The sequence below is a fragment of the Rhizorhapis sp. SPR117 genome, assembly GCF_021742065.1.
The window spans coordinates 16,611-28,329 of sequence record NZ_JAKKIE010000048.1 but is presented as its reverse complement, the minus strand read 5'-3'; the positions used below and the strand labels follow the sequence as shown (position 1 = coordinate 28,329).

10 protein-coding genes are annotated in these 11,719 nt (G+C 58.7%); 5 read left to right on the top strand and 5 right to left on the bottom strand.

Annotated features, from left to right (window positions below; translation table 11 throughout):
* Positions 1 to 44 precede the first annotated feature (44 nt).
* Complete coding sequence (locus tag L3X40_RS16325; protein WP_237366542.1) at positions 45 to 1,805, bottom strand: outer membrane protein assembly factor BamB family protein; 1,761 nt, start codon at positions 1,803 to 1,805, stop codon at positions 45 to 47.
* A 313-nt stretch (positions 1,806 to 2,118) separates the two neighbouring features.
* Here L3X40_RS16325 and L3X40_RS16320 point away from each other — a divergent pair, with 313 nt between their 5' ends.
* Both L3X40_RS16320 and L3X40_RS16315 read left to right on the top strand, forming a co-directional pair.
* Positions 2,119 to 2,730 (top strand): TetR/AcrR family transcriptional regulator, encoded by a 612-nt coding sequence (locus L3X40_RS16320; RefSeq protein WP_272907958.1) that lies wholly within the window; start codon positions 2,119 to 2,121, stop codon positions 2,728 to 2,730.
* Between the two features lie 117 nt (positions 2,731 to 2,847).
* Positions 2,848 to 5,220, top strand: a complete 2,373-nt coding sequence (locus L3X40_RS16315) for a membrane-bound PQQ-dependent dehydrogenase, glucose/quinate/shikimate family (RefSeq protein WP_237366540.1) — start codon at positions 2,848 to 2,850, stop codon at positions 5,218 to 5,220.
* A gap of 142 nt (positions 5,221 to 5,362) precedes the next feature.
* Here L3X40_RS16315 and L3X40_RS16310 read toward each other — a convergent pair whose 3' ends face one another.
* Positions 5,363 to 5,731, bottom strand: a complete 369-nt coding sequence (locus L3X40_RS16310) for an SDR family NAD(P)-dependent oxidoreductase (RefSeq protein ID WP_237366539.1) — start codon at positions 5,729 to 5,731, stop codon at positions 5,363 to 5,365.
* A 149-nt stretch (positions 5,732 to 5,880) separates the two neighbouring features.
* Between L3X40_RS16310 and L3X40_RS16305 the strand changes: the two genes are divergently transcribed.
* Complete coding sequence (locus L3X40_RS16305; protein ID WP_237366538.1) at positions 5,881 to 6,696, top strand: enoyl-CoA hydratase; 816 nt, start codon at positions 5,881 to 5,883, stop codon at positions 6,694 to 6,696.
* 116 nt (positions 6,697 to 6,812) lie between these two features.
* Positions 6,813 to 7,601, top strand: coding sequence for an SDR family NAD(P)-dependent oxidoreductase (locus L3X40_RS16300; RefSeq protein WP_237366537.1), 789 nt, complete (start codon positions 6,813 to 6,815; stop codon positions 7,599 to 7,601).
* A 135-nt stretch (positions 7,602 to 7,736) separates the two neighbouring features.
* On the opposite strand, the gene L3X40_RS16295 is transcribed toward L3X40_RS16300, so the two are convergent.
* A complete protein-coding gene (locus L3X40_RS16295; protein WP_237366536.1) occupies positions 7,737 to 8,531 on the bottom strand; it encodes an enoyl-CoA hydratase-related protein in 795 nt (264 codons plus the stop codon).
* A gap of 265 nt (positions 8,532 to 8,796) precedes the next feature.
* Positions 8,797 to 9,375: a DUF1993 family protein gene (locus tag L3X40_RS16290; RefSeq protein WP_237366535.1), complete on the bottom strand. Its 579-nt coding sequence runs from the start codon at positions 9,373 to 9,375 to the stop codon at positions 8,797 to 8,799.
* Positions 9,376 to 9,827: 452 nt separating this feature from the next.
* Here L3X40_RS16290 and L3X40_RS16285 point away from each other — a divergent pair, with 452 nt between their 5' ends.
* Positions 9,828 to 10,628: an enoyl-CoA hydratase/isomerase family protein gene (locus L3X40_RS16285; RefSeq protein ID WP_237366534.1), complete on the top strand. Its 801-nt coding sequence runs from the start codon at positions 9,828 to 9,830 to the stop codon at positions 10,626 to 10,628.
* On the opposite strand, the gene L3X40_RS16280 is transcribed toward L3X40_RS16285, so the two are convergent.
* Complete coding sequence (locus tag L3X40_RS16280) at positions 10,629 to 11,699, bottom strand: DUF2889 domain-containing protein (protein WP_237366533.1); 1,071 nt, start codon at positions 11,697 to 11,699, stop codon at positions 10,629 to 10,631.
* Between the last annotated feature and the right edge of the window lie 20 nt (positions 11,700 to 11,719).

Genomic DNA, 11,719 nt, shown 5'->3' with positions numbered 1-11,719 from the left:
CCGGTACACTTTTACTCCGAAATGAACGGACCCCAAAAGACCCGTCAGTGGTACATTTTTACTCCGCCGTTTATACCTGGCGGGGTGAGGGTGCCATCATATGCCGATTCACGGAACTTGATGCGGCACCACATCTGATCCAGCGGGGTAATGCCCCACATCGACTTTTCCGATAGCAACTTGCCTCGGAACGAGGGCATCGAGTCGGCAAAAGGCTGTGTCTTTGCGGCCCATTCACCCGGAGCCAGATTGGTCTGCGGGGCAGGATGCTCCGTCACGGGATATATGGGATCTCCGGTCTGCCGGTCCAGTACGAAGAGTTCGCCACGCTTGGTTGACTGGATCAATGCCTTGCGGACCGTTCCGCCGAGCGGAAGATCGACGAGCGTAGGCTGCGAGGCGACATCATAGTCCCACAAATCGTGACGAACAGTCTGGAACTTCCATCTTTCAGTTCCGGTTGCTGCATCGAGCGCTACGACCGATCCTGAATAGGCTTCGTCAAAAGGTCGGCGCCGCGCGCCGGAAAAGTCCAGGGTTGCACCACCTAGCGGGACATAAACGAGTCCAAGCTCTTCATCAGCGCTCATCGGTGCCCAGCTGTTGGGCGTGGATGGTGTATAAAATTCCCCGGCCGGAGGTTCACCCTTGCGGTCTGGCCGTGCAAGATCCCAAGCCCAGGACAATTTGCCTGTTACGGCATCGAACGCGCGGATCACGCCCGATGGCTCGCCCCAGTACATGCCGTCAAACACCCAACCGCCAAGGACGATATTGCCTTTGGCGATCGTTGGGGCAGAGCTTGTGTAATAATAACCCGCAGGTGCCGGCGACATGCCTTTCAGCAATGACACGACACCATTAGTGCCAAAGTCGCTGCAAGTCTTGCCGGTGCGGGCATCGAGCGCGATCAGGCGGGCGTCGATTGTATTGGTGAAAATACGTTCGGCGCATGGCCCCTCGGCATCGGGCACACGGTAGTAGGCGACACCCCGGCATGCCCCGTACGGAGCGGCCTTCGCCTTGGTTCCTGATTTAAAGCGCCAGCGCTCCTGGCCGGTATCGACGTCGAGCGAAACGACGTCGTTGTAAGCGGTGCAGGCATAAAGGCTATCATCGATCTTGATAGGCGTAACCTGAAGCTTTGCGGGCGCATCCTTCGGCGCGGGGCCAAAGCGATATGTCCAGGCAACCTCCAGCTGGTCGACATTGGCCGAATTGATTTGAGTTAACGGGCTGAAACGGCTGCCGCCTGGATCGTTGCCGTAATTAAGCCAGTCCGCGCCGGTATCCCCTTGAGCGGCGGGCCCTACTGCCGAGGGCGCGGCGTTTTGCGTGCCTGTCTGGAAGATCGGATCCGATGCAGGCGTGACAAAAGCGCTGTAGAGGCCGTTGCCGGCCATGGCACACACAATAAACGCAGCGATTCCGCCCAACGCAGCCTTCGCGGGCGCAATGGCCGGCCAGCCCTGCAGCGACCTCCAGGTCCAGGGTAGCAGAAACCAGAGACCGAGGACGATCGGAGCGCCCAACCGGGCAGCGAGACTCCAGCCATCCGTCCCGACTTCCCAGAAGGCCCAGATCGTCGTCCCCACGAGCATTGCCCAGTAAAGCGCTGCACCTTCGCGCCGACCTTTCAGGACAAGAGCGCCGCTTACCGCCGTAGCAATACCGGCTAACAAATAGTAAGGAGAGCCTCCGAGCATCAAGAGCGTCGCACCGCCCCAGATCAGGACGGCCCCCAGCAAGACCAGCAAGCCCCCCAAAAGGAATGGTCGACGAAAGAAGCGCGTTTGGGCCGTCATCTGAGTTTGTTCCTTTTGCGGGAAGGCTTATTGCGCGACTTGGAAACAGGAGAGGTCAGAAACATCTCAATTATCCAAAATCGCGAAATGTCGACTGCGAAATGTCGACTGGGGTCTACGGTCAGAACAGGTCTCCCGATCATCAACGGTACCGCTGCCCAATGCCAATAGCGCGGTACAGCCGAATACCATCCGATCCCTTCCTAATCTTCACCCAAAAACGGAGACGGGTCTTCGCTGTGCGATGTTGTAGAGTTTGTCCCGCCTCAGATCTCTCTTGCCATCAAGTAAACAACTGTTTACCCGGTTGTCAATGTCATCGACAAACCCATCTGAGCGAAGGGGTTTCGAAACTACCCGTCAGGCGCTTCTGAGCGCGGCCCAGCAGGCGTTCTCCTCGCGCGGGTACCGAGACGTCAATGTGCGTGCGATCACTAAAGAGGCCGGCGTCAGTAACGCTCTGGTGAACCGCTATTTCGGCACAAAAGAAAAGCTCTTCGAGGAGGCTCTCACCAATTCTCTTGAGGCTTCAAGCATCCTGGAGCTTCCCCGCACTGGTTTCGGGGAGGCCATGGTAGAATTACTGTTGCGAGGCCCGCGTTCCGGCGCGAGTCCACTGGCCATGATCATGCTCGCCAGTGGTGATCCGCGCGCGCGCGCTATTGCGCAGCGGTTGCTGATCGACGTCGTATATCATCCACTCGCCCGCTGGCTGGGGTCTGATTTGGGAAAACTGAGAGCCGCCCGGTTCATGATCATATCTGCCGGCTTCGTGATTTACTCGCAGATTTATACACTTGATATGCTCAACCCTATACCTCATCCAGAGTTGCGCTCATGGCTGGCCAGGGAATTACAGTCGCTTGTTGATGAGGGCGAAGCCGATGAGGGCAGGGAAACGCATCATTCCGAATTTGATCTTTAGACTGGCCTGCTGCCGCCCGTATTCTGCCGCCGCAGTCAATCGCGTCGGTGTGCTTGCCTGTTGATGTCATTGGATAATTTAGAGGTAAAACAATAATGACTTTTGGGAGGATGGATAGTGGTTTCTAGGGACGGAGTCATCGGTCGACGTGTCTATGCGGTGTTATTGGCGCTCATCGCCTCGGCATTGCTGTATGGCGGCGGCACACTGGCGACATTGGGCGGATCGCCTTACTATCTTCTGGCCGGTCTCGGACTGGGCTGTTCAGCAGTGCTTATCTGGCGCGGCAATAGTGAAGGCGTGTGGATCTACGCTGCAATAGTCGTCGCCTCTGTAACCTGGGCCATTTGGGAGGTGGGCTTCTCAGGCTGGCAATTGATGCCGCGCATTTCGGCCTGGTTGATTGTCGGCGCCTGGATGCTGACTCCCTGGTTCCGGCGCTCCTTGAAACCAGCAAGCTTCCAGCGGTTGCCCATGGGGTTCGGCACGTTCGCTATTGCCCTGGTCGCAGGGGTGGCACTCGGTTCCGTCCTGCATCCCCTCCAGAGCCGACCCGCTGATCCCAAATTCCAAGCTGGAATAACATCGTTTCCGAGCGGACGTGGTGTAGATCAGGTCGCAACAGCCGGCGATTGGCCGAACTGGGGCAATGGCCCGGGAGGATCGCGTTTTAGCCCGCTGACGCAGATCACGCCTGAGAATGTCGGTAAACTGAAGGTGCTTTGGCGGACGTCTATCAGCAATGATCCGCACGACGACGCTGCCGGGATCGAAGCGACGCCGATCATGGTCGGTGACAGCCTCTACACCTGTAATAACAACAACCAGATTTTCGCGATCGACGCCGAAACCGGCAAGGTTCGATGGCACAATGATCCGGTCAAGAAAATTGGCCGCGTCTGCCGTGGAGTGGCCTATTACCGGGTTTCGGGAATGACCGGCATGTGCGCAGAGAGAATTATCTCTGCCACGGGAATGGCAACCTTGATCGCCCTCGACGCGCGAACTGGACAGGCCTGCGCCGATTTCGGCAACGAGGGGAAGGTCGACCTTCTTCAGGGTCTTACCGAGGCACCGCTCGGCTATTATTATGGCACGTCCGCGCCGACCGTGGTCCGTGGCAAGATCGTAGTGGGCGGATGGGTTACGGACGGCCAATATTGGGGGGAACCGTCTGGTGTCGTGCGGGCGTTCGATGCGGTTAGCGGACAATTGGCCTGGGCCTGGGACATGGGTCGACCTGACCGAACCGGTGCGCCCGCTGAAGGCGAAACCTATACGCCGGCAACTCCCAACAGTTGGGCGCCGATGAGCGCGGACGAAGATCTTGGACTGGTCTACGTTCCCACCGGGAATGCGACGCCCGACTATTACGGCGCGCAGCGGCGCCCGTTTGACGATGAATACTCAAGTTCGGTCGTCGCTATCGACGCGCAAAGCGGTAAGCCGCGCTGGTCATTCCAGACCACGCATCACGATCTTTGGGATTATGATGTCGCGTCGCAGCCGACCTTGTTTGACCTCAACACCCCCGAGGGCAAAGTGCCGGCACTCCTTCAATTGACTAAGCGCGGCGAGGTATTCCTGCTCAACCGCGTGACCGGCCAGCCAATCTGGGAAGTCACCGAGCATCCTGCTCCACAGGCCGGCACGGCCCCTGGGGAGCGGCTATCACCGACCCAGCCTTTCTCCGATAGGCTGCCCTCATTTCGCGGTCCGGATCTGCGGGAAACCGACATGTGGGGGATTACTCCGCTTGATCAGATCTATTGTCGTATCAAGTTTCGCAGGGCGCGGTACGAGGGGCCACTGACTCCTCCCGGTTTGACCCCGTCGATCACGTCGCCCGGCTATATGGGTGGCATGAACTGGGGCAGCGCATCGGTCGATCTCGATCAGGGTGTGATGATCGTCAATACTTCGCGACTGCCGAACCACACCCGGCTTCTAACTCGGGATGAAGCGAACGAGAGGGGATTGAAGCCAATTGCTTCCGATCAGGACGGAAATCATGTCGGCGGTGCGGTCGCCCAGGCAGGGACGCCTTTTGCCGCAGATACAGGATTTTTCATGTCGCCGCTCGGGGTCCCTTGTCAGGCCCCGCCGTTCGGCTTTCTGAGCGCGGTTGATCTGGTTACGGGCAAGCTGATCTGGTCGCACCCACTTGGCACGGCCAACGATAGTGGTCCGCTCGGCATAGGTTCCCGATTGCCGATTACGCTTGGGACACCTACGTCCGGAGGGTCGATTACGACGCGGTCGGGGCTGGTCTTCATTGGCGCGGCGCTCGACCGAAAGTTTCGGGCCTTTGACGTCAAGACCGGGCGTGAATTGTGGGAGGTATCCGTGGAACGCGGCGTTTTTGCGACCCCGATGACCTATCTTTCTCCGCGCAGCCAGAAGCAGATACTCGTCGTGGCCGACGGTGGCCCACGGGCAATGCGCCAAGCCGGAGGTGCTGAACTTATTGCCTACGGCCTACCGGACTGATCGTCGCCAGGCACACGGCGTAAACGGCCAGGGTCGATCCCACAGGTTCGACCTTGGCAGCGATGGATCAGCTTGCGCCCCGCTTTGACTCTTCCAGCCTACGGGGCGTGCCGCGAAAACTATATGGCGGCGGGGTGGAGTATCAGTTGCCCGACGGCGCTGACGGCAATCCGCCACCAAAAACGGCGCAGGCCAGAAACGTGGCCCGCTGCGAAACGCGAACGACCTTGTCCCAATGCGACATGGACAGGCGCGTCGCCGGTTCTGCCGCCTGAAACACCACGGCTGAGTTCACCAGGATATCCACAGCGCCCAAGGTGCTCTCGATCTTGCCATGAAGATCTTGGATGCTCGCTTCGTCACCGGCATCAATGGCATATCCGCAACCGTTAAAGGTGGCCGCCACAACGTCCGCGGCCTCCGCCGACAAGTCGACCACGGCCACTTTCGCTCCAGCTTCAGCCAATGCCTTTGCACAGGCTGACCCGATTCCGCCAGCGCCCCCGATCACTGCTGCCGCAAAATAGTCGCAATGCAGGGCAAATCATGTAAGGTAGAGACCGTTCGACGAGCCGATGTCAAAGTTGCGCGGTTACAGGTCGAAGTTCATGGATTAGGGCCGAATACTGTCCGGCCCGCTTGAAAAGGAGACGGACGATAATGGTGACGCAATCGGCGAACATCGGCACTATGGGCGACTTCGAAACCATCACTGTTGAAATGGGGCCAGGCTATGCGACGATATTCCTCGATCGCGCCGATGCAATGAATGCGCTGTCCTTTCCGCTGCGTTCGGAATTTTCCGCTGCTATCCGGGCTGCTGACGCCGACGAGACGGTAAAGGCCATCATTGTTACGGGCCGGGGTGAACGCGCATTTTCAGCGGGTATGGACCTGAAGGAACTTGCGTCGCAGGGGGCTGGCTCGGTTTTCGATTATGAACCAAAGGATGACCCGTCTGTCGCACTTCATACTTGCCGCACGCCGCTGATCGCTGCGGTCAATGGCGCGGCGGTTACCGGCGGGTTCGAACTGGCTCTGGGATGCGATATTCTGATCGCTTCTACAAAGGCACGCTTCGCCGACACGCATGTTCGTGTCGGCATTCTGCCTGGCTGGGGGCTGACTGTACGGCTTCAACAGCTCGTCGGTCCGTCCCGGGCCAAGGAAATATCGCTGACCGGCAATTTCATCGACGCGCAGACTGCTCTGGAGTGGGGTCTCGTGAACCGGGTGACGGCGCCGGAGGATTTGCTGGCGGAGGCTCAGCGAATAGCCCGCGACATTGCATCTTGCGATGCAGGAACGGTGCAGTTCAACAAGGAAACCATAGATGGCGCCATTGGTCTGAGCCTTGATGAGGCATATGCGCGGGAGCGTCGTCGGTCCGAGGAATGGGTCGCAGCAGCTGCGCCTCTCGATATGGAGGCGCAACGCGCCAACGTCATGGCGCGTGGTCGTCAGCAAGGCGGCTAACGCCCAAGCTCACGGTCGGCTCTTCCCGAGAGTCGGCCGAATGCATTCGTGTTCGAGCTAAATGGGAGTCCATAACAGCGGGTGAAATCCGTTTATTGTTAACAGAGAGGAATGTGATGAAACTTCTGGAAGGTCGCGTCGTGCTGGTAACAGGGGCAGGGGGAGGCCTGGGCGCTTCGATCATGCGGGTTTTTGCAGGTATGGGGGCATCGGTCTTCGGCTGTGCCCGCCGCCCTGATGCTGGCGAGGCGATTGCTGCCTCGATCCGCGAACAGGGCCTTGATGCGACGTTCGTGCCGGCGGACGTTACCTCCGAAGATGACCGCGCACGGCTGGTGGAGCGATGTGTCGCTGAAAAAGGAAAGATCGACGTCCTCCTCAACAATGCGGGTACCCGGGGCGAATTCATGTCGCTTGAGGAAATGACCCTGGACGAATGGAACAGGGTCATAGCCCTGAATCTCACGAGTGTTTTCGGGATGTGTCAACAGGTACTGCCCCACATGCGCAAGCAGCGCGATGGCGTCATCCTCAACATTTCGTCAAATGCCTCGCTCATAGCGATGGCAGAGATGTCGGCGTATTGCGGTTCGAAGGCGGGGCTGAACCAATTCACAAAAGTCGTCGCTGTCGAGGGCTTCAAGCACAACATTCGTGCCAACGCGATTCTTCTCGGGGGAACCCGGTCGGAAATGTCGGACAGCATGTCTTCGCCGGAAAACCTTGAAAAGGACCGCAAGCGGCGCATGGATCCCGACGAGGTGGCCCAGGCGCTCGCTGCATTGTGCTCGCCGTACGCGCGCCTGATCACTGCCGCAGAAATTGTTCTGGACGAAGCCGTCTCCGCCGGGCGAGTGTTGAGCACGCTCACGCACAACGCCAGGAAGGCGCAGGGCCTGGCGTGAACAGGCGCGCGGTAGTCGTTCGGCTTGTCCTGTAGTGAATGAACAGTGCGATTTTGAAAATATTACCGATTATGGCGGGCCCGCCACGGCGCAAGTGCTGTGGTTACCGGCGGGCCCCGCTAGTGGATAAGGATTCTAGCGGCCTTTCCACTGGGGAGCTCGCTTTTCGGCAAAGGCGAGTGGCCCTTCCATCGCATCCTCGGATTTGACCAGAACCGATGCTTCGTTGGCCGTGAGCGTCCAGTACGCTTCCTCCTCGACTGATCGTCCATCGACCAAATGGAGCGCGATGCGCTTGCTGGCTTGTACCGAAAGAGGTGCATTGCCAGCAATCTTCTCGGCAATCGCCAAAGCTTCTTCCATCAGTCGTTCTTTGGGAACGATGCGGTTGACCATGCCCAGCTCGAAAGCGCGTGCAGCGGTGATGGGGTCCCCGACAAGCAACATTTCCATCCCAAGCTTGCGGGGCATCTGACGCACAACCCGGAAAGCACCACCCGCACCGGCGACCAGTCCGCGCTTCACCTCGGGGAGGCCAAATGTAGCGGTTTCGACGGCTACGACGATGTCGCAGGCCAGCGCCAGTTCGGTGCCACCGCCAAGCGCGGTACCATTGACCGCCCCTATGATCGGCTTGGAGATAAAGTTGCTCACCACGCCCGCAAAACCCCAGCTTGCCTGAACGGGATCTTCAGGAACGATACGCTCCCCACGCGAGATCGCCTTGAGATCAGCACCTGCGCAAAAGCTCTGGTCGCCCGCGCCGGTGATGATGATAACCCGGGTTTCGACATCCGCCTCAGCTTCGCGCAAAGCGTTTCCGCACTGCACCCAGACCGCCTCGTTGCAGGCATTGCGCGCTTCCGGGCGATTGATCGTCACTATCATGACATGTCCGCGCCGCTCGACCAGAACCGCTTCCGTCATCATCTCATCTCCAACTTTTCCGTAATGCATATCCGATTGCAAGGTGCCCCTGAAGGCAACTTACTGTACGGATAGCGGGCGTTTGTGAGCTAGGCAAGTGTCGGGCCACCCCGATAGTCAATCTCTGGAATATCCGGCATTGGGTCGCTCTCGTACGCGAGCGACGGACGCCCCCCACGTCCAGAACTGCGGTGGTTCATAAAGGATATCGCCTATGTCTTCTTCTCACCAAGATGTCCTGCCGACACGCGTCCCCAAGCTGCGTTTCCTAACGCGGTCCACGCTGGCGCGTCATCGCCTCGATTGCCGCCAACGCCGTTCCACGCGGCTCCTGTCGCGTAGCATGGTTTCGACCCAGAAAGTTCAACTTGCCGATTGGAATGCCGAGATTGCGCAGAATGGCGTAGGCCATGACGGAGTGAAAATAGAAGTTTGGAAGCGCATGGCTGATAAGGTAATCTGTCGCACTATATCGTAATTCGATCTTTGGCGCAGTCCAGATCACATCCGTATTCTCGCGACCTTCGAGGTCTCGGAGATCGATTGCCTGACAATAGGCTGCCGCTTCATCGATACAGGCGCTTGCCGCTGCAAAGTCATCAAAAACCCGCGCGGTCTCGACGGTTTCGCCGCGGATGCGCCGCAACGCACCTGCCGACGCGTTGGCGGCCTGGTCGAGTTGAAAGGCCAGCGGCAGCATATCGGCTTGCAGACGCGCGTGCAACAGGCTGTCCGGTGACTGATGTGAGGCCAAGACGTGCGCTTCGGCCTTTTTCAGTATGATTTGTATGCCCGACAACGTCGATCTGAACTGGGTGATGCTGAAATCGAAGACGGATAGAACCATTTTGAAGATTCCTTATGAGCAGGCGGGGCAGCGTTTTTTGCGGCGGCACAAGCAACAAGCCCGAGCAGATTGTTCAGTCGCAGGCAGTGCGTGTTTGGCCCCCTCATTTTCCATAGCCTGCCAGCATGCATCAGAAACAATCAATTTTACGCCCGAAAAGTCTTCCAAAAAAAGCGCGAAGCGACCGAGCGGACGTGAAGGGCAATTTTTAACCAGCCAATCGCTTCATACTGCTCCGTTCGGTCACCGGCCTGTTCCTGACGGGGCAATCGACATGCAGACTTGACCGATCCCGAGACAGAACGCAATTCCTGTCATGCAGGTCGACAACGGGTTCCGATAGGTGCGCTTGCGAACGGGACGGTTGCAGAATTGGCCGGACAGGTTATCTCCTTTGTAACAGAAGTGCGAGCCGGCAGCAGGTGGCCGCTAGGTAGGGGAACGCCGCAGGTATGACCATACGATATACCAAGGACAGTCACGTCGTCCTTATCACCATTGATCGCTATGAAAAGCGTAACGCGCTCGATCTGGAGCATGCGAGTGAGCTATTCGCGTGCTGGAAGAAATTTCGAGATGACCCCGACGCATGGGTCGCGATCGTCACGGGAGTGCAAAATGCATTCTGCTCCGGCGGCGACATGGCGATGATCGCGGATATCGCTCGCGAGCAAGCAGCATTCGGCCATTCTGAAACGAGGGCGAGGCTGAACAATGATGGCGAGGGATATTTTACCCTCAAAGGGTTTGACCTCTTCAAGCCGGTAATTGCCGCAGTCAATGGCTCCTGCATGGCGGGTGGGATGGAACTGCTGATGGGTACCGACATCCGCCTGGCGAGCGAGCAAGCCATTTTTGGCGTTAGTGAACCGCTCAGGGGCATCATGGCTGCCGGGGGAACAACGGCGCGTATGCCGCGCCAGATGGGCTGGGCGGCAAGCATGGAGATGCTGCTGACCGCCCGGCCGATCGATGCAGAGCGCGCCCTTCGACTGGGTCTTATCAACGAAGTGGTGCCGCACGACGAGTTGATCGAAACCGCTCGACGGTGGGCGGCGGAAATCTGCAGGAATTCGCCCATGGCGGTGCAGGCAACGAAGCGAAGTGCCGTTCTTGGCCTTGCAGCGGGCTCGCTTGCTGAAGCCTTCGCAATCGAGGATGCCTGCGCAGACGAGTTACTCGGCACCCAAGACGCGCAGGAAGGTGCTAGGGCTTATCTGGAAAAGCGACCACCGATTTGGACAGGAGGCTGATCAACCGCCGTTTGGGGGCAGATCACGCGCGAGGATCGGCACTTCTGCCAGCGAGCGCACCATGTCGTTCAGATGAGTGCAACCGGCGGTGAACTTGAGCTGTTCGAGGACTTTATCGCGCAGCTCGCTCACTGGCGTTCCCAGCAACACCTCGAGGTTCGCGGGCGCTGAGCGGCAGGAAGCATAAGGCAGGGTACCCGGCACCGCCGTCAGTTCCTTAAGCCGGTTTTCGACATCGATTGTCGCATGGATCATGTATTCATGCACTGCTCGGCGACCTCCATCGGGGGCTCTTGCCGAATCCTGAAAATGGGATTCGACCTTGAGTTCGCCTCCCTCCCGCCAGACATCGATCCGCCGCGCCCGTCGAAAATTGACCTGCGGATAGTCCGGCATTTCGTGCCATCCGAGGGGGTCGGCTGGATTGGGCAGCGGGACCACCTTGCTGACATTCTGGTCACGTCGCGATCTGCCTTCGTCGTCCAGCGCGGAAGAGCCGGGACGAAAACCGATGCAGATTCCCTGCATAACGGGAAACTTGTCGTCTGACCGGCGCACGATCTTCAACCAGTCTTCCCTCCAAAGTGACATCGCCCAGGCCGATACCAGCGTTGCGCCTGCAAGATCGTCCAGCAAAAGGTAAAGCGGTGTTCCGGCGGCCTTTTCCAACGGAACAGAATTTTCAAGTGCTGCGCGCAGATGTCCGCCAGCGCGTACTCCAACCAGTTCCTGCAGACGGGGCGGCGTGGGTTCGGCGGAAATTGAGAGCAATTTTCGGCTTTCTGTCGTTGCCGCGACACGCGCCATGCGTAACAAGACCGGTTCGGTGCTGGCTTCGTTCGTCACGACGTCGCGCGCGCGGCCGTCGTAATGGCTGGCTGCGGTGACGCCTTCTGGCCAGTGCACATCAATCGACATGGTTCGCCGGACAGAGGCGCGGGGCCGCAATGGCGTAGTGCCATGCGGGGTGCCAATAGGCTCCACGAATTCGGGAAGCTGCTCGCCCGAGAGCGTCAGTCCCTTCGCCGCTGGCTCGTCCATTCCCCGCAACAGTTCATCCATATCGTTCATTTTCCCGTTTTCGACTACCC